Source organism: Bacteroides sp. ET225 (assembly GCF_024733745.1).
Classification (GTDB): Bacteria; Bacteroidota; Bacteroidia; order Bacteroidales; family Bacteroidaceae; genus Phocaeicola; species Phocaeicola excrementipullorum.
Map to the genome: position 1 here is coordinate 34,422 of NZ_JANRHN010000002.1, position 20,754 is coordinate 55,175.

Annotated in this window: 10 protein-coding genes; 3 read left to right on the plus strand and 7 right to left on the minus strand. The window is 50.3% G+C overall.

What is annotated here, in order from left to right; genetic code table 11:
• The first annotated feature begins 2 nt into the window (after positions 1-2).
• The gene (locus tag NW212_RS01185; protein ID WP_258336828.1) at positions 3-2,336 is read left to right on the plus strand and encodes a glycoside hydrolase family 20 protein; all 2,334 of its coding nucleotides are present in this window, start codon (positions 3-5) and stop codon (positions 2,334-2,336) included.
• A gap of 23 nt (positions 2,337-2,359) precedes the next feature.
• Positions 2,360-4,600 (plus strand): hypothetical protein, encoded by a 2,241-nt coding sequence (locus NW212_RS01190; protein ID WP_258336829.1) that lies wholly within the window; start codon positions 2,360-2,362, stop codon positions 4,598-4,600.
• A gap of 444 nt (positions 4,601-5,044) precedes the next feature.
• On the opposite strand, the gene NW212_RS01195 is transcribed toward NW212_RS01190, so the two are convergent.
• From NW212_RS01195 to NW212_RS01205, 3 genes are read right to left on the minus strand one after another with little or no spacing between them, the layout of a single operon-like run.
• Positions 5,045-8,635, minus strand: coding sequence for a glycoside hydrolase family 2 TIM barrel-domain containing protein (locus NW212_RS01195; RefSeq protein ID WP_258336830.1), 3,591 nt, complete (start codon positions 8,633-8,635; stop codon positions 5,045-5,047).
• A gap of 11 nt (positions 8,636-8,646) precedes the next feature.
• A complete protein-coding gene (locus NW212_RS01200; RefSeq protein ID WP_258336831.1) occupies positions 8,647-10,467 on the minus strand; it encodes an alpha-L-fucosidase in 1,821 nt (606 codons plus the stop codon).
• A 5-nt stretch (positions 10,468-10,472) separates the two neighbouring features.
• Positions 10,473-12,101, minus strand: coding sequence for a glycosyl hydrolase family 18 protein (locus tag NW212_RS01205; RefSeq protein WP_258336832.1), 1,629 nt, complete (start codon positions 12,099-12,101; stop codon positions 10,473-10,475).
• 249 nt (positions 12,102-12,350) lie between these two features.
• Here NW212_RS01205 and NW212_RS01210 point away from each other — a divergent pair, with 249 nt between their 5' ends.
• Positions 12,351-13,922 carry a sulfatase gene (locus NW212_RS01210; RefSeq protein WP_258336833.1) on the plus strand — a complete coding sequence of 524 codons (1,572 nt, stop codon included), beginning with the start codon at positions 12,351-12,353 and terminating at the stop codon, positions 13,920-13,922.
• Between the two features lie 87 nt (positions 13,923-14,009).
• Here NW212_RS01210 and NW212_RS01215 read toward each other — a convergent pair whose 3' ends face one another.
• The 4 genes from NW212_RS01215 to gldE all read right to left on the minus strand — a co-directional run bounded on the left by NW212_RS01215 (position 14,010) and on the right by gldE (position 20,689).
• Complete coding sequence (locus NW212_RS01215) at positions 14,010-15,572, minus strand: peptide MFS transporter (protein ID WP_258336834.1); 1,563 nt, start codon at positions 15,570-15,572, stop codon at positions 14,010-14,012.
• Between the two features lie 85 nt (positions 15,573-15,657).
• A complete protein-coding gene (locus NW212_RS01220; protein ID WP_258336835.1) occupies positions 15,658-18,663 on the minus strand; it encodes an AsmA-like C-terminal region-containing protein in 3,006 nt (1,001 codons plus the stop codon).
• A 2-nt stretch (positions 18,664-18,665) separates the two neighbouring features.
• Positions 18,666-19,319: a 4'-phosphopantetheinyl transferase superfamily protein gene (locus tag NW212_RS01225; protein WP_258336836.1), complete on the minus strand. Its 654-nt coding sequence runs from the start codon at positions 19,317-19,319 to the stop codon at positions 18,666-18,668.
• Between the two features lie 2 nt (positions 19,320-19,321).
• A complete protein-coding gene (gldE, locus tag NW212_RS01230) occupies positions 19,322-20,689 on the minus strand; it encodes a gliding motility-associated protein GldE (RefSeq protein WP_258336837.1) in 1,368 nt (455 codons plus the stop codon).
• Positions 20,690-20,754 lie beyond the last annotated feature (65 nt).

Here is a 20,754-nt window from a genome sequence, read left to right on the forward strand (position 1 = left end):
CAATGACAAGAAAACAGTTTAACAGCATATTGTTCGCAGGACTGGCTTTGCCGCTCCTTCTGTCATGCGGAAACGACAAGCCGCCGACGGAAAGCTGCATATTGCCGAAACCTGTGGCAATGGAACAAGATCATGGAAAAGGCTTCACATTCTCCGGCAGCACAAGCATTGCGGTAGAAAATGAAGCACAGGCCGCAGCGGCACGGAATTTTGCCGAACTGTTCGCTCAATCTGCCGGATTCACGCCCAAAGTCGATGTGGGGAACAAGGAAAAGGGCGATATCAGCCTTGTCACAGACAAATCGCTCGCACCGGAAGCCTACACGATGAACGTCACTCCGAAAAAGATTGAAATCAAGTCGGCGGACACGGCCGGATTCTTCTATGCGCTTCAGTCGCTGCGTCTGTCGCTGCCTCCGGCAATTGACGGAAACAGACAGGTGGAAGCAAACTGGACCGTACCGCCCATGAAAATAGACGACAAGCCCCGTTTCGCCTATCGCGGACTGATGCTGGATGTGGCACGGTTTTTCATGCCGAAAGATGAGGTGATCAAACTCATCGACTGTATGGCCATGCTGAAACTCAACAAACTGCATATGCATTTGTCGGATGACACCGGATGGAGGCTCGAAATCAAACGGTATCCCAAACTGACAGAAGTGGGCGCATGGCGCGTGGACCGCGGCGAACAGCCGTTCTATGCAAGACGCAACCAGCAGCCGGGAGAAAAGACTCCGGTCGGCGGATTCTATACGCAGAACGAGATGAAAGAAATCATCGCTTACGCAGCCGAACGGCAGATTGAGGTGATTCCGGAAATCGACGTGCCGGCTCATTCATGCGCTGCACTTGCCGCTTACCCCGAACTCGCCTGTCCGGTTGTAAAGACACCCATCACGGTTCTGCCCGGACTGGGAGGAAAGCACCCGTCAATCATCTATTGTGCAGGAAAAGAAGAAACATTCAGGTTTCTCGAAGGAGTAATCGACGAGCTGGCAGATCTCTTCCCTTCGCAATACATTCACATGGGCGGCGACGAAGCGGCCAAGACGTACTGGGAACAGTGCCCGCTCTGCCAGGAACGGATGCGCCGGGAGAAACTGGCAAACGAAGAAGACCTGCAAGGCTACTTCATGGGCCGGCTTAACGAGTATATCCGGAGCAAAGGAAAGACAATGATGGGATGGGACGAGCTGACAAACAGCAAGGTTCCGGAAGGCACGGTCGTTTTCGGCTGGCAAGGATACGGAAAAGCTGCGCTGAAAGCTGCCGAAGAAGGACATCCTTTCATCATGGCTCCTGCACGCGTGCTTTATCTGATCCGCTACCAGGGACCGCAATGGTTTGAGCCGACCACCTATTTCGGCAACAACACATTGAAGGATGTATACAACTTTGAACCTGTACAGAAAGACTGGAAGCCTGAATACAAGGATCTGCTGAAAGGAATACAGGCATGCATGTGGACTGAGTTCTGCTACAAGCCCTCGGACGTTACTTACCTGACCTTCCCCCGCCTGGCTGCCGCAGCAGAAGTGGCCTGGTCGCCCGAAGGCTCCAAAGACTGGGAAGCTTTCCAGAAAGCACTCGACAACTACCTTGCGCATCTGGACGCGAAAGGCATCGTCTATGCAAAATCGATGTTCAACATCCAGCATAAGGTAACTCCGCTGGACGGAAAACTCAACATCAAACTGGAATGCGAACGCACGGATGTGGAAATCCGCTATACCGTCGACGGAACAGAACCTGCTGCGGAATCTCCCCTATTCAAGGATTCTCTGCTGACAGACAAGGCGATGACATTGAAGTGCGCAACCTTCAAAGACGGAAAGCAGATGGGCAAGACACTTGAACTGCCGCTGCTGCGCAACAAGGCTACCGGAAAGAAAGTGATCAGCAGCAACCCTCAGACAGCGCTGCTGACTAACGGAGTGAGAGGAAGCCTGCGCCAGTCGGACTTTGAATGGTGTACATGGGACAAGCTCGAACAAAGTTCGTTCACCGTGGATCTCGGCCAGACGGAAACAATCGGCAAAGTGACGCTGGGATGCCTGACAAACTACGGAATGGCTGTCCACAAGCCGAAAAAGATTACGCTGGAACTCTCGGAAGACAACCGACGCTTCACGGAAGCCGGCAAAAAGACATTTGACAAAGACGAAATCTTCAAGGAAGGAAACTACATTGAAGACATCGCATTCGACGTGAAAGGAAAACAGGCGAGATACGTGCGCATCAAGACGGAAGGATACGGCAAGTGCATTCCCGAACACTATATGCGGCCGGGACAGCCTGCACGCTATTATTTTGACGAACTGACAGTTGAATAAATAACCTTACAAACGATATTGATATGAAAAAGTTTAAACACCTGATGAATGCCGGACTTTTAGGCAGTGTGATCGCACTGGGTTCTTGTTCGGAAGAAAAGATAATCGACCTCAATACGGGAGGCGAAGGAAGCAGCTCTCAGGCAGAAGCTGTGGACTGCACCGTAAACGCCACAATCAAGTCACTCAAGACTTTTGAAACACGCGCGAACTGGCAGAACGAAGCATACGCATGGAACGCACAGGATGCCTTCACCGTATGGGAACAGAAAGAAGGCGCAGGATACAACTTCACAATCAGCACGGGATACGACGGATCTGCACCTGCGGCTACAGCGGAATTTGCAGGAAAGATGCCTTTGGTTGACGGCCATAAACTGGTGGCAGTCTATCCCTTCAAGGAGGCAAGCACATTCGATGAAATCGCCACATTTGCTATCCCCGCAGAATGCACGCAGGCTGCAGGCAATGCAGAACTTGGCACCTACTCTTTCATGGTGGCCACCACGAACGTAACGGACGGCGCGATTCCCGACCTCGAATTTGCTCCGCTGACAGCCACGCTTCAGTTCGACCTGAAGAACGTTGCGAAAGAAGACTTGAAGGTCCGCCGCATCACTGTTGAAAGCAACGGCGAGGTATTTCCCGGCGCAATGAAGATCAACGGCAACGGTGAAGTGGAAAGCGTATCAGACATGCGCAAAAGCCTTTCGCTGAACATGAGCGACCAGACTGTCGCTCCCAATGCGTCGCTGAACGGCTACTTGAATATCATTCCAACGCAGTATAATGCCGATGCAAACAAAATAAACGGAGAAACAGGCATATCCCTGAAAGCTACAGTCGTAAACTCGAAGGATGAAGAGCAGGTAATCACAATCCTGAGCAATGTCGCCCTGAAAGACATGAATGAAAAGACGGGCATGGACATGGAAGCGTCCGCCTATCAGTTTGCAGCAGGCAAGAGATACAAAATCACTTGCGAACTCGACAACTTCCGCATTCCGGAAGAGGGATATGTTGCCGACGAAGAAGGCAATGCCACCATCTACAACCTGGACGGACTCATCAAATGGAGTGCCGACGAAGCCGCAAAATCCAAGACCGTCACTCTAATGGCCGTTCCGGGCGACGAAGACTCCTGGACTAAGGAAGTCGACTTTGAAGGAAAAGAATGGAAAGCCATCGACTCCTTCGCAGGAACATTCAACGGAAACGGATTCACATTCAAAAACATGAAGGGCTGTTTCGCCAAGACAAACGGGGGAACAATCAAGGACCTTACATTCGAAAACGCGACAATCAGCACTGCGGAAAGCTCTTCGGCCGGACTGATACTTACCAACAACGGAACGCTGGAAAACATTACGATATCAAATATCAACATGAATGTTTCTGCCAACACCGCCGGAGCCTTGGCCGCATCCAACAGCGGAACGGTTGCCGGATGTACACTTGAATCGGGAACAATCAATATAACGGTTTCAGCCGACGGAATGGCAGGAGGACTGATTGGCAACACCACAGGCAACATCACCGATTGCAAAGTCGGAAAGTCAGATGTAAGCTTATCGGTTGATTGCAGTAACTACAAGGTAAATGTAGGCGGACTTCTAGGACAAACGCCCAACGCTGCGGGCAAGCAACAAATAACAAATTCATCCGTCAGTTCCAGCGTCACCGTTTCTACAACAGGAACAACGCCAAACCCCAATATAGGCGGACTTGTAGGATGGCTTGCATCAGGCTCAATCAGCGCAAGCAGCGCGTCAGCAACCTTTGATGTAGCAATGGGAAGCATCGGCGGCCTGGTGGGACAGATACAATCTCCGAATCCGGGCAGCATCACGCTGTGCTATGCTTCCGGCAGTCTGAACATAAAGGAGGGAGGCTTCTCAAGCTCCAACGTAGGAGGATTGATCGGAAAGACATTTAATACAAAAGTAAAGATCAGTTCCTGCTATACAACATTCACACTCCCGGAAACAGCAAACAAGCTGGGCGGCATACAGGGAGATTGCGGAGGAGCAAATGCACCCGCATATACAGCTTGTTTCTACACGCAGGAAGGAGTTGCAGCCATAAACAATCCGGTCAATACGGAAATTCCTGCATTGAAAGACCTTGCCCCCATTTCAACAGCGGACTTGAAAGGAAAAGCAAACGAAATGAACGCTGCCGCCTCCACAGCCGGATGCACGGCATATCAGTTTGCTGAAAACAGTTCGGACACTGAACCGCTGATTATCAAAGCCGCAGAATAATTTCAATAGGTTCACCAATACTTCCCCAAGAGGCCGCAGAGAGCGCAGGGAGCAAAAATTCTCCCTCCATCTCCGGGGCCTCTTTTTATTTGCCCCTCCTCTTCGAGGCTTCCCCAAGAAGAAGACAGCGGGAACGAAAACATCCGCGGAATGTACTCTATCCCCAGCCTGAGGATGTGTATCTTTAAGCTGAAGACATGCATCTCCATCCAGAAGATGTATATCTCCAGGCTATAGATAAAGAAAATGTCCGTCCTTCCGCATATCAGCAGCCTGCATTTCTCATTCAACCAGCCGGAAAGAAAGACGGAAACCGGCCCGCCGGAATGCACATAACACCGGAAAAGCACAAAGACAAAAAAGACAAAAAAGCACAGGGTACACCGTCCGCGTCGGATGGATTTCCCTGTGCTTTCTTGTCTTTACGGCAGCCTGAGAGCGAGGTTACTCACAGGCACTGATACGCAGCTTATAAGCCATCGGAGTTTCCGGCACCCGGTATTTGGGCAACGTATCCACGTCACGTCCGCAGCTCGCATTGCCTATGCCCCGTATCGCCGCATCCAGATGAAGCACGATATAAGGCCTTTCGCGCAGCTCCCAAACATGTTTGCCGTTCATCAGATCGGCATCCGTATAGCGCAGCGCAGAGAACGACACATTGCCTTCCGTACGGATACATATACCCTTGCCGCTAGCGTCGGTCAAGGTCAGTTCACGCAAGCCCTCACGGTTGCCCATAGACTGAGGCTTCATATACTCTTCGACCATTCCGTCAACCGTAGCCGAATAACGGCCTACAAAACAAGCGTCTTTCCGGTCAACATAATTCTCCCACGGTCCGAGAGCATAATAGTTCACATTGCTCATCGTCGAATCAATGCCGCAAACCAAACCAGCGCGGCGCAAATCAGCCGTGTGCGGCACGAAGCGGACATCCACATCAAACGATCCTCCCGGAACGAAAGTGTAGACAATCTCCGTATCGCACAACTTTCCGGTGCGTGAAGTACGGACAACCACAGTTTTGCCTTTCTTCACCGCTTCACATGTTCCGACAGAATCCAGTCCGTTGGAAGTATCCTTGAACAAATCGTTTTCAATCCAGCGATGGTTGTCGTACACGAATCCTTCGCCCCCGCTGATTATACGCTTCCCGTTCATCACAAGCGCAGTCATGCGTCCCGTCGCCTTGTCAAATACAGCTTCGATTCTTTCGTTCTTCACCGCTATCTTTCCGCCATCGTCAGCAACCTTCAATCTGCCGCCTTTGCCGGCTTCCAGTTCAGGCAAACCGCGGCGCGAAACCAGTTCATACTGCATCCGTGCCACTTCGTGACCGGACTTGCACCACGCCGTTGCTCCACGGCGGCATACATACAGGTTCAGCATCACCTCGCTTCCATCCTTCTCCGCCTGTTTCAGGCTGACACCTTTCAGGTTCAGCAGCACGGCAGCCGAATCCCCCGGAGCAACCGCATCCAGACCGATGCTGTCGGCAGCCGCCACACATCCGTCAGCAACCGTTTCCCAGCGCAAATAGAAATCGTCCAGCGAAAGGAAATTATATTTGTTTCGCAGCTGCACCTTCACCGAATTCTTCTCCATGTCCGTTGCTGCCAGGCAGAAACCGACATACTGATAAATCCTTTTCACCTGCTTCAGCTCGGGAGTTTCCTCACGCGTAGCCGGAATAATTCCGTTTGAACAGAAATTTCCCTGATGCGGGCCGGGGAAGTCATATCCGGTGTGTAGGCGATAAATGCCCTTCTTCATTTCATGAGGCTCGTAAATTGCCTGGTCAACCCAGTCCCATATGGCTCCTCCTATAACAGAAGAGCTCCCTTCGATGCTCTCCCAATACTCACGGAGATTTCCGATGGCATTCCCCATCGCATGGGCATACTCGCAAATGAACATCGGCTTGTCGAACGAATTCACATACTCGTCCATCCATGCCATGCCCGGATACATTTTCGAATACATATCGCTGAAGCGGTTTCCCCCGAAAGGTTTTCCGTCGCGTGTTCCCTCGTAATGCACCGGACGGGAATCAAGACGCTTCGCCGCGTCGTAACAAGCCTGGAAATTGCTTCCGCCTCCGGCTTCGTTTCCCAGGCTCCAGAAGATAACGCTCGGATGGTTACGGTCGCGCAGAATCATGCGGTCCACACGGTCCACAAAAGCCGGTATCCACGACGACATGTCACTGATAGACTGGTTGGCATGATCCTCCAGATCAGCCTCATCCATCGTATACAATCCGTAATAGTCGAACATGGCATACATTTTGGCCGCATTGGGATAATGCGCCGTTCGGATCGTGTTGATATTGTTCTGCTTCATCATGAGCACATCCTGCAACATCGACTCCACAGTCACGGCACGGCCGTAGCGGGGATGCGTATCATGCCGGTTCACACCCTTGAAGAACACACGCTGCCCGTTGACATACACCAAAGAACCCTTGATCTGAATGTCACGGAAACCGTATTTCGTGGAGAATGCCATTTCATCCTCCCCCCCCTCACGCTGGATAACTTCCACCGTATACAAGTTCGGCGTTTCGGCCGTCCAGGGCAGCAGCCCGCTCAGGCTGAACGACACTTGAGTCTTGCAAAGGGTATCTTTCGCGGCAAAAGCTGCATGAGCCTGCTTTTCTGCGACCAGCCTGCCTGAAGGATCAAGCAGACGGACAACCAGCTCTTTCTTTCCGCTCAAACGGCTGCGGTTGTCAAGTGTCAGTTCCACATTCATCTCACCCGCCGCAAAGTTCTTCGAAGCATCCAAAGAAGAGGTGATGTAATGGTCGCGCACGCTGACCATAGGCACATTGTAAAGATATACGTCACGGAAAATGCCGCTCATGCGGAACATATCCTGGCATTCCAGATACGAACCGTCGCTCCAGCGGAACACCTGCACGGCCAGACGGTTTGTACCCTTACGGAGATAAGCGGTCAGATCAAACTCCGCCACATTGTTCGAACCTTGCGTATACCCTACATAATGGCCGTTGAGGTAAACAAACGCGGCACTGTAGATTCCTCCGAAATTGATAAACGTGCGCTGTTTTTCCCACCCTTCAGGAAGTTCAAAGAAACGCACATAAGAACCTACCGGATTGATGCCGTAATTTTTTCCTCCGTCATTGAAGCCTTTGCGGGCGTTGATGTAGGGAGGAGTGTTTGAATGGGGATATTCCACATTCGCATAAATGGGACGGTCGTATCCCTGCATCTCCCAGTTGGAAGGTACGGGAATCTTGTCCCATCCGCTCACGTCGAAGCTATCCTTATAGAAGTCTGACGGACGCTGCGAAGGTTCCGGCACAAAATAAAAGCTCCAGTCGCCGTTCAGCAAACAGAAAGCCGAACTTTTGGAGTAGACCCATGGGGTCTGGTAATAGTCTTTGTCAGCACGCATTTCGCCGGCACTCCGATAAGGCATGTAAGTGGCGTGCCCCGTTTCCTTGTTTTCCGCAAAACGCGTTTCATCTTCCCAGTACACTTTCTCGCGGGCCACATCCTCTACACGGAAAGAAGCGGGCAAAGGCATGCCGCTTGCTTTGACTGCAAACAAAGATGCTGCCGACTTGCCTTCCTTTTTCTTGTCCGCCAGCGCAAGCGAACCGTCCTTGCGGCAGACCATCACCAGCTCCGGAGTATTGGCAGGAACCAGACGCACAAATTTGCCTGCCGCTTCCACCAGCCAAAGCTGCGACTCGTCCGAACCGTTGTTCTCAGTCACCCCCACCTTGTTGTCGGAGCGGGCATGAATACTCAGGTTCACAAAAGGGTTGATGAAGCGGCAACTGCCCGACAGACCGCTGACACTCCACTGCTGCATTTTGTCCGCTTCGTCCGGAGAAAGCAAGACCACGGGCTGTCCGGCAGACTTGCAGCCGACCACCTTGTCCGGCATCCCCGAAGGAACCAGCACATACAATTTATTCTTGTCGAACGACAGTTGTGCAAAGACATTCAAGGCACAGACTGAGAAAAACAGAAAAGTTAAAAACAGACGATGTTTCATGATATATTGCTTTATTTGACTAAGGTTACTCCAAGTTCATCCATCCCGACAACCGCCTTTCCGCCGGCAGGAGCCGTAGCATCCAGTTTGATATAGCGTGCCTTGACCGGCTTGCCGAAAGTAACGGTCTGCGGCAACGGGTTGTGCATGATGTTGCTGAATTCTCCGTTGGTGGGGACTTCAATCCAGCTTTTCCCGTCGGAACTGATAAAGAACTTATAGTGGAAAGCCATTGCCGGACTGGCGGTTTCGTTCCGCGGAGCATAAGTGAAAGCAGACAAGGTGACTTCCTGCCCGAGATCAACGGCAAGCGGCTGGCTGTCCACCACCGTCCATCCGTCGCGCGGCAAGTCGTTCCACTTGGCCTTTCCGGTTTCGTCCGCGATCGGCCCGGCGTAATAAGAAGCCACATTACAGATATTCGCCTTTCTCCGGGAAGACAATACGGTTATTCTCAGCCTTTCGGCACTTACTTCCGGGAAACGGATCATCCGCTTGTAGCCTACGGTAGTGCCTTCTCCCAAACACTTCCACTGTCCGCCTACAAGCCCTTCTACCTTGAAAGCTTCCACACGCTGGCCTTTGGAAATGTCTTCCTGCAGCAAGACCACATTGATTTTTGCATCCGGCTTCTGACTGTATTCACGGCTGGCTCCCGATCCGGCCTGCCACAATCCCTTCCCGTCTGAGGTATAGTCTACACCGAAGGTTTTCTCTCTATAAGCGGCAAACTCTTTCAGCCGCTCCACATCGTTTTCATGAATCAAGCCGCGGCGATCGGGAGGTATATTCAGAAGCAGCACGGAATTATACCCTACCGACTGAAAATAAATATCCGACAACTGTTTCAGGCTCTTCACTTTGCCGTCTTCCGCAGCGTGATAGAACCACCCCGGACGTATGGAAACATCTACTTCCGAAGGATACCAGAACAGTTCGCCTGCCTTCGACAATATCTGGCGGCCTCCGAGGTCTGCGGCCTTCGGGAACACACCCAGCGCCTTGTTATTCGCTTCTGAACGGGCATAAATGCCGGGAGTAAGCACTGTCGCGCTCCACTCTGTTTCGCGCCCCAGTCCCTTCTCGTTTCCAACCCAGCGCACATCATCGCCCATGATCGCCATTGTAGCTTTCGGCTGCAAACGCTGGATCGTCTTATAGAAAGCATCCCAGTCATAAACCTGCTTCTTTCCGTTGGGACCTTCTCCGTTGGCACCGTCAAACCACACTTCATGCACCTCTCCATAATTGCTCAACAGTTCGGTAAGCTGTTCTATAAAGAACCGGTTATATCGGGGAGAATCACCATAGCACTCGGCATTGCGGTCCCATGGGGACAGATATACGCCGAACTTCATGCCATACTTCGTGCAAGCATCGCGCAGTTCCTTCACCACATCACCCTTTCCGTTTCTCCAGGGCGAGGAGGCCACCGAATGTTTCGTCGTTTTGGTAGGCCACAGACAGAACCCGTCGTGATGCTTGGCGGTGAGAATCACCATTCTGAAGCCTGCCTCCTTCAGATTCTTCACCCACTGTTCCGCATTCAGTTCCGTAGGGTTGAACAACGCGGGGTCTTCTTTTCCATCTCCCCATTCCCTGTCGGTAAACGTGTTGATACCAAAATGCAGGAAAGCGGTCAGCTCCATCTGCTGCCACTCCAGCTGTTGCGGAGTAGGAACCAGACGGGCAGCCATATCCACTTTCTGTTCGAGCGAACTCCCCGGAGGGAAATTCAGATGCTTCACAAAATAATGCTCTTCCTGCGCCTGAGCGGAGAGAGCCGCCAGACACAGACAAGCCATTGCTGTCAAACGATTCAGTTTTTTCATGATATTTATTTTTTTGAGTGTTGTCTTCCAATTTCTATTTCTTCGTTCATGGCTCTCAGCAACGAGCGCCGGTCAGTAACGGGCATATCTGTCGCAAGATCCCAGCTCATCATTCCTCGCAGGCCAAGGCCGAGCGCATAACGGGTTTTCTTGCGGATCGCATCCTGCCCGTCAAAAAGAAACTCCTTGCCCCTGCAAACAGCCCGCTCCTGAGCAGAATCCTTCACCAGATTCTGCATGACAAAAGCGTAATACGACTCCGTATCCAGCTTTCCGTTGCTCTCCACACCGAAGAAAGGAACTCCTGCCACCAGTTTCTTGGCAGGAAGGCCATACTCCAGCACTTTCTGAAGATCCTTGACATACTGCGCATACGGAAAACGTACAGGACGGGGACCATAAGCCTGGATAGAAATGAAATCGAGTGCGGCAACAGCCTCTTCCGACAATTTATATGAAATGGGATGAAGCGACACGGAAAAGACCGGAGCATCTCCTATCTCCTCCCGCACAACTCTGACCGTTTCATTATATCCTCTGAATCCTTCTTCCGTATTTGCGGGCCATTCAAAATCAAGGTCAACCCCGTCAAACGAATATTTTTCAATCAGATCCTTCAAAGCAGACGCAAATACTTTCCGCGCCTCAGGAGATTCACACATCGACTTCCACGCTCCAGAAGTTATACCCAGGCGAAGCATGGTTTTCCGGGATGTCACCTCCGACCGGATGTCACGCAGCACATGCGCCCAGGTGCGGCTGTCTTCTCCCGGATTGTCCGGCTTGTCATATTTCCAGTATGACAGCGTCTTGCTCATCCTCCACGAATCATATCGCAACGTATCCGAGCGCTGCAATCTTGCCACTTCACTGACAGACAGTGCAGCCGAATTGAAGAATGTATTGTCGAGCTTGCCCTTCAGTCCGCCGCCCAAAAACATTTCTTCCTGCATGAAAGGAACAGGCTTTCCTTTCAGACCGCCGTTTTCCGGAAACCCGTGCACTTTCCCGTCTACATACAGAAACGAAGGAGAACTTCCTTTGGCATTATACGACAAGGCGACATAATGCCACCCGCCCTCCGACAGACCGGTACCAGCAAAATCAGCCGAAGAACCATCGACGGAAAAACGCAGCCCGCCCGCTTCTCTCCCCAATGTCAATGACACATTGTGGATGCCGGCGCTTTTTCTGAAAAGTTCTCCGCCGCAACGCCATTCATCAACATAAATCCATGTGCCGAAAGAAAACTGGCTGACACCCGCTGTGGCCGTATTCAGCAAATCATATCCTCCGTTCATCACACCAGTTCCGTCAAAAGAAACAACGCCTGTTCTTCCAGCCGCATCCTTCAAATATACGGCTCCGCCACTGAACGAGGCCTGATTGTCGGGAATCTCGAAACACAGCCGTCCGTCAGGATAAGGACTGCACGCCATAAATATCAGATCTGTGCAGGCATTCATGCTTTCTGAAGACACCCTGTCTATCTCATAAAAACTGGCACGGATATATGAACTTACAATAAAAGGAGATGCGTCTTTCTCCGGATTGCCATCGGCCCCCGACACACCCAAGGTACTGCAACATACCGCCAACACAAACACTGTCCTGCTCCAGAATCGTTTTCTCATACATACAAAGCTTCTAAACAAAAATATTTTTATACACGGAAGAATCAAGAGCCTGCCTCAATCCCTTATTTACAAAAATGCGGCTAAATTATGATTCCCGATTCCAAAAATAACTATTTTATAGTCTGATTTTAATTACAAACGGCATTATTAATCTAAAATGGACTCTGATGACCAAATTCAGACCCATATTTTCAACCAGAAACAAAAAAAATATCCTACTTTTATCGCAAACAATTATAAAAAGCCATGAGAAAAAAATTCACATTAGGAAATGCCCTGCTATCAGCTTGCTGCCTTTCCTCACTATCCCTTCACGCCCAGACTGCCGACCGCCCGAACATTATACTGTTTCTGGTGGACGACATGGGATGGCAGGACACTTCTGTTCCTTTCTACAACGATTCGGTCATGCCTCTGAACCGAAGATACCACACGCCCAACATGGAACGGCTGGCAGAAGCCGGGGTCAGATTCACCCAAGCCTATGCCTGCCCGATATCCACCCCCACCCGTTGCAGCCTGATGTCGGGCATGAATGCTGCCAGGCACAGAGTCACAAACTGGACACTGGACTACGACAAACGGACAGACGCAGAAAGAGGGGACATAGTCCCGCCGGAATGGAATTACAACGGCATACAGCCTGACACCGTCACCTCAACTCACGACAGAAAAAATACGACACTGATTACCGGATTGCCGGAAATTCTGAGACGGAACGGATACTATACCATCCATTGCGGAAAAGCGCACTTCGGCGCAATTTCTACAACCGGAGCAGATCCGTCGGCTTTCGGCTTTGAAGTCAACATCGGAGGAGGAGCAAACGGCGCTCCGGGGAGCTATCTGGGTACAAGAAATTTCGGACAAGGAAAATGGGCGGTGAAAGGACTTGAAAAGTATCACGGACAGGACATTTTCCTTTCAGAAGCTCTCACCCGGGAGGCTTTGTCAGCTCTGGAAAAGCCCATCGCTGAAAAGAAACCGTTTTATCTGTACATGTCACACTATGCCGTACATGCACCCTACGATGAAGACAAACGCTTCAGCGGAAAATACAGAAACCGCTATGACGAACAGTTGAAGGATACGCTGAACGAAATGGAAATCCATTACGCCGCATTGGTGGAAGGGATGGACAAAAGCCTGGGAGATATCCTTGACTTTCTGCAGAAGCGGCCGGAAGTGGCGTCAAACACAATCCTGCTATTCATGTCGGACAACGGAGGACAGGCCCTCAACAACGTCAGACAGGGCAAGGCAAACAGGGATCAGAATTATCCGGCACGCGCAGGTAAAGGCTCGGCGTTTATGGGCGGCGTGCGGGAACCGATGATGGTCTGCTGGCCGGGCGTGACGGAAAAGAATACAACAAACGACAATCCGGTGATGATTGAAGATTTCTTCCCGACAATTCTGGAGATGGCGGGAATCTCCGATTACACAACATCCCAGACCGTCGACGGAAAGAGCTTTGTCCATTTGCTGAAGAATCCTGACGAAAAACGCGAACGGCCAATCTTATGGCATTTCCCTAACTTATGGGGAGAAACGCAGAACAAGGAGGAAGGTTACGGCGCTTACTCAGCTTACCTGAAAGGAAACTACCACCTGATATACCACTGGGAGAACAGGAAACTCAGACTCTATAACATAAAAGAAGACATCAGCGAGCAGAACGATCTTTCCGCGCAATATCCGGATATCGTGAAAGCGCTCGCCAAAGAAATGACTGATGAACTGAAAAGATGCAAAGCACAGCGTCCGTCGCTGAAGACCACGGGAAAACGGATCGCTTATCCCGACGGATCGCTTTGATACATAACACAAAAAAGTCACAACGAAGCACTTTCACCGCATTCGTTGTGACTTTTTTATTTCTCTTCAGATTCGGTCAGGTATCCGTCATTTTGCTACTTTCTCCAGCCACCTTACCATCGACAGCATGACAATCATCGATGCTCCGGTAGCCCCGACAAACACAAGCCAGCACGCCCAGATGGGAACTGTGGTATAAAGCAGGCCGCCGATAAAAAGCAGCGAGTTGCCCACCGCCGTTGCAGCCAGCCAGCAGCCTTGCATCAGTCCCTGCAAGTGAGGAGGAGCAACCTTTGAAACGAACGACAGTCCCAGCGGAGAAATAAACAGTTCGGCTACGGTAAGGATGAAATAAAGCCCCACCATAATCCATGGAGTTACACGGATAGCGTCAATCTGTTCGGTAGTCATCGTTGCAAGCGCATCTTTAGCGGGCAACGTAAGCGAGAAGAACATCAGGAACAGATATGCCAGAGCGGCGATTCCCATACCGATGGCTATTTTCATCGGAGTGGAAGGTTCTTTTCCTCTCTCTTTCAACGAACCGAATATCCACATGATTACAGGAGTCAGGAATACGACAAAGAACGGATTGACTGCCTGGAATATTTCAGCCCCCTTTATCTGAGTAAAGCCCAAATCAATGTTGATAACGCTCAAATCCACATAGTCGCGGGCAAAATAGGTCAGTGAATAGCCGTTCTGGTGGAAAGAAAGCCAGAAGAAGATCACTACGCCAAACACGGCGAACAATGCATATATGCGCTGGCGGATTTCGGTTGCACTGATCTGAATATCTTCCTTTGCAACAGCAGCCTGCGAAGATTCCGCATCAGCCACCTTATGGCCCGGATCAGGGAAGGAAGCCTTGTTCTTCAGATAAATTACCAGCGAAATGAGCATCGCTACAATAGCCGCCATGAAAGCATAATGGAATCCGCGGTTGAAGACATCAAGATAACTGTTCACGAAAGCAGACATGTCAGTTACCTGACTGCCGTCGAGCATCACCTTGTTGGCCAGCGTAGTCAGCTTCTCCATTTCCTGCGGAAGCATTGTCCCCGCTCCTTCAAGGTATTTATGGCACAATTCGGGCAAAGTGGCATCGTAATCGAAATTATTGGCCTTCAGCCACCAGTTGCGCACGCCGATAGCGATGAACGGTGCGAACACGGCACCCACATTGATAAACATATAAAAAATCTGAAAGCCGGCATCACGCAGATGCGAGTATTTCGGATTATCATACATCTGGCCGACCAGTGCCTGAAGATTTCCTTTGAACAAACCGTTTCCGAAAGCGATGACCGCAAGACCTACACACGTAATGCCTAAGAACAAAGGCAGGTTAGATACAGGCGTCGGCGTAGGAATGGCAATGATCAGATAACCGAAAGCCATCAGAACCAGTCCGGCAAGAATGGTACCCTTGAAATTTTTCGTCTTGTCGGCGATGATTCCCCCTACCAGAGCCAGAATGTAAATAGACGCGTAGAACGCAGAATAAATATATCCGGTTGTCGTTTCCGACAAGCCGAACTTAGCAGAAATAAACAGGGTCAGGATTGCCATCATGATGTAAAAGCCGAAACGCTCGCCCATATTTGCCAGCGCAGCGGCAACCAACCCCTTTGGATGTTTGTTGAACATAAGTTAATGAAGATTTTAATAATTAATTTAATAATACACTTGTCGCAAAGATACAATAAATCTACGAACATCCAAACAGAATGTATCATTCTGCCAGCTTCGGAATCCTTCTTCGTGCTCCGCGCTCCATCACCCGCTCAAAATCGCGGACAATTGCCTGTCCCATATTCACCCGCGTGCTGTCGACCTTCCGGATAGCCACCGGCGTTACGGCATCCTTGTATTTCGCTCTGCCGATACGGATCTTCATCTTGTCCAGGTTTCCGGAAATATTCACTCCTGCCTTGAAAGGAAGCGGAGATTTCAGGATGGATATGTGATACTGGAAATTCATGTCCAGCCCCTGAGTGCCTCCGACAGCCGCCTTGTACCGGTCGATCTGAACAACAAACGGATAAACAGTGACGTTACCGTCCTTTACTGTCAGATTTACGGATATGCTGTCGAACACATTCCGCTTCTTGTTTTTGAACATAAGCTTCTTGGATATCTCAGCAAAAGTTTCTCCGTCCATCAGCACCAGACTGTCGCCCCTGATATGGACAGCCGCACGCAAAGAAGGAATCTTTATGTTCAGGTTCGAATCGAGTACTGCTTCGGCTGCCGCATCGAAATCAACCATCCCCTTGAACGAACGGAGCATCGGCACGATCGAATCGAGGGAAGGAACAAAATCAACCAGCTTGCCGATATTGACTTTCCTGAGCCTGAAGTCGAATCCGGCATAGCCGTGTTCCTTGCGGCTCGCATGATAAACCACAGTCGTGTTCAGGTCCGCATCCAGCCCGCGCATGGAAAGGTGTTTCAAGTGAACGGCCTGGTTGCGGATGTCAACCGCTCCCCGCACATTCTCGAACTTCATTTTGCCGTAGGTAACCTTTTTCAGACTGGTCTGAAGCTCAAAGTCCACATTCCTGGGGATGACAAACAACCTGAGAGCCGCCGCTGTATCTTCTTTTTCTTCACTCGCCTCCAGCAAAGTGTCTTCGGGAAAATTCAAGGCACTTATCAGCTGATTGCAGTCAAGATTATAAGAAGAGATGTCCAGATTAGCTTTCAGCATCCCGCCTTTCTTCAGCACTTCGTAAAGCCTGTGAACCTCTCCCGAAGCGGTCAGATCAGAATGCCCGATACGTACGCTCGCATTCTTCAGTGCAATGCGCCGGTTTCCTACCGTAACAGCCGTCTTTCTCATATACACCGGCAAAGCAAACTGCGGGACATTCAGTTTCAGACGATTGAACCCGATGATTCCATGCGGATTCCACACCGAATCTCTTACTTTTTCGGCATCAACGGCAAAACCTCCTTTATCCATTCCCATACGCATATTACCCATCCGGCAGAACAGCGTATCCGTTTCCAACGAAAGATTAATCCGAGGCATCGACGGGTTCTTCTTCCCCGGCTGCAAGCGGACCGTGGCTTGCGTATGTTTGCTGAACACGTTCAAAGAATCCCCCATGGCACCTTTCAAACGGTTCATCTCCAGTTTGCATTCCAAGTCTACTATGCGGGTAGAATCCTGAGGATTCGTTGATCTGACTGTCGCTTTCAGCTGCTTCATATCGGCATACAGACCTGAAGCACGCAGCAGCATGCTGCTGATCTCCGCCCGTGCCGACAGCGAATTGTCACCGACAAAAGCCAGCGACGCATCACCCGTAAAGTCAAAGTTCTTCTTCGCATCACGCAAAAACACTTTCTCAAGTTCCAGACGGCCACCCAGCAGGATCCTGCCCAGATCCTGTTTCTTGAGGGACGACAAGCGGCACCTCACACCGATATCAGCGTCAAGCTTTCCGCCCATCGACACGCCCTCCTGCAAAGGAAATGTCTGTGCCAGCGCAGTAAGGTCTACTTCAGACCTGGTCTTGAACGAAATGTTCGGATCACCCAGCAGATCGCTGACCTTTCCTTCTGCATAAATATCGGTATGCGCTCCCTGGAAACGAAGAATCTTCAGATCGGCAAACGAAAGATTGTTGCGCATCAGATCGACATAAGCGTCAAGTTCCGCCGTAAAATGATCCACCCCATACGGCAACTTGTCGTATTTGGCCGAGGCGTCCGTTATCCCCATGTGCAAGGTCACTTCCGGCATATTTTTCTTGCCATACTTGCCTTTCACCGTACCTCCAAGCTCCACCTTTCCAGCCACCGAAACACTCTCACGTTTCAGGACACTTTCCGGAACCATCCGAAGAACAGTTTCGAGCGACGGCGCATGCAGCCCATACTTCAAGTCAACGAGAGCCGCATGCTCCAGCGTGTCACGCATCAAAGTGCCGTGCAAATCAAGAGCCACACCATTGACCGCCAAACGGGTATCTTCCAACGTCAGCGTATGCGATTTACGGTCAAGAGCAATATCTGCATTTGCTTCAGCGGCAATATGGTTCAACAGCAATTGACCGTCCTGCCAGAACAGAATGTTCTCATTCTTAAAATTCAAAGACAGCACCGAATGCCCTTTGCGGAGCCTTGCCCTCAGATCCAGATCTGCATTTTTCAGACTGGCATAAACACGGGTATCGCGGTCATCAAAAACAACATTCGCATGTTTCAAAGACACGCGGTTGATCTCTATTTCACCGATTGAAGGAGAAGCAGAGGCTGCTGTATCAGCCTGTACCGCCGCAGTATCGGCAAGGGCTATATCCCAATTCGCCCTGCCGTCTGCACTTTTAAACGCATAGACAGATGCCCCTTCTATCCCCAGATAGCGGAGATTGATTTTCTGCTTTCTCAGGTAATCAAGGGGATTTACTACGACCACACATTTCCGAAACGAAAGCAGCGAGTCCGTATGCTGCCACAGCGTGTCGCGTACAGCCTTCGACACCAGCGAACCGTCAGTCAGTTCAAGTCCAAAACGGGGAAATGTAGAGAAAAAAGTGAGTTCAACTCTCTTCATGTCCAGACGTGCGTCAAGCGAACGGTTCGCCACATCCAGCACAACCGGAGTCAGCTTTTCGGGAGTAAAAACAAAATGAATGGCGACTGCTATTACCGCCAGAACAAGCGCCGCCGCCGAAACGATGGTAACGGCAGCCACTTTCAATGTCTTACGCAATTTCATATTTTCCATAATCACCTTCTGTCTGCAGAACGGACGCAATAGGTACAAACAAAATCCGGATGAACAAAATAATGGATCAGGCACGAAGTTCCGGCAGCAGAGCAAAATTCTTCACCCACAAATTCACCCTCGGGAGAAAGTTTGAAAGGACGTATGCGCAAATGGGTACGGAAGTCAACATCAAGACAACCAAGCAACTTATACAAGGTTTCTTTTGCCGACCAATGCAGCAGAAGCTGAAAAAGACTTTCTTCGCCGGTCATCTGTTCGCTACCGGGCATTTCATCCGCACGTATAAAGCGGGGAGCCACTCTTCTCACCTTCTCGCCCACCTGCTCGATATCCATGCCTGGAACCGCTTCGCCATGAATGCCCACAGCCACATAGCCCTTGGTATGAGATATCGTAATCCGACGCGGATCGCCTTCAAGAAACGGCTTGCCCGAGTCTTCATGCAAGATACGCTTCTCTTCTCCCAGCAAGTCCTTCAGCAAGACACAGACTCCTAAAATCTCCAGCCTCCTTTTCGGCACCTTTATACCTGCAAGCCTGCCGGCAAACAGCGACTTGTCTGCCAGCAAAGCCATAAGGCCATCTTCTGTTTCCGTAACATGCCAGATACCCCACAAGCCTCCATCCTTTTCCCAACGACGCAGCAACGGCATAATCAATTCTTTTCTTCAGAATCGGCTTCACCGTCTTCGGAAGACGAAACCGTAACCTTGACCTTTAAAATCCGCCGGCTGTTCATCTCAAGCACTTCAAACCTGAAATTCCTGTATTCAAGCGTTTCATGCAAGACAGGAAATTCTCCCTTCAGCTCCAACAGAAGTCCGGCAAGTGTATCCGAATCGCCCGCCGCCTCTTCAAAATCATCGGGATCTACCTTCAGAATCTTATAAAAATCAGAAAGAAGCGTCTTTGCTTCAAACACATAGACATTTTCAGCCAGTTTCACATACGAACGTTCGTCTTCGTCGTATTCGTCATTGATCTCACCTACGATTTCTTCAATCAGATCTTCCATAGTCACAATGCCCGACGTCCCTCCGAACTCGTCTACGACAATAGCGATGTGAATCTTGTTTGCCTGAAAATCACGGAGCAGGTCATCAATCATCTTTGTTTCGGGAACAAACAAGGCAGGCCGCACCAGATTCTGCCAGTGAAACTCATCTCCCTTCCCGAGAAAAGGAAGCAAATCCTTGATATACAGTATGCCTTTGATGTTATCACGCGAATCTTCATAAACAGGTATGCGGGAATATCCGTTATCAACCACACATTGAAGCACTTGCGTAAACGGCGTCTTTATCTCAAGATCCACCATGTCAAGACGCGGGGTCATCACTTCCTTTGCCGTTTCTTCGCCAAAACGGATAATCCCTTCAAGCATGTTGCTTTCCTCAGGCGTATCGTTGATATCAGTCAGTTCAAGGGCTTGCGAAAGCTCGTCTACAGACAGGTTGCGCGACACCCTGTTATGCTGAGCCACCTTGTTGATGACAAAAGAAGAACGGACAAGAACAGACGACAGCGGACGGAAAAGCGACCGCAACACACACATCATAGGAGCCGCCCTCCGGACAAACGCAAGCGAATGCTGGGTTGAATATATTTTCGGCATGATCTCGCCGAAAAGCAAAAGCAGAAAAACAAGCACAACGGCCACCGCCACAAATTCAAGCGCTTTGGCCGAGCCGAAATCAACAACCGTAACGAAAAAGTAGTTCAGCAGTACGGCTACAGCCACATTTGCAAAATTATTGGAGATGAGAATAGTGGCAAACAGACGCTCGGAGTCATCCAACAATGATCTGACACGCCTGTCCGACGGATGATCTTCCTCTTCTACCTCCTCTTTTTCAGAAGGGGTAAGCGAGAAGAAAGCGATTTCCGATGCAGACACAAGGCCAGAAATATACAGAAGCACAAGCGCAGAAAGCAATGCAATCAAAGCACCTGCAGAAAGTGGAGCGAAAGTCACTCCGTCAAAACAATCCGCCCAGCGGCATAAAAACGAGTCAGGGTCCATTCAATAATTTATTGTTAAACAATGCGAGGACATGTCCGGTTCATTGAAAACCGCAACACATCCTC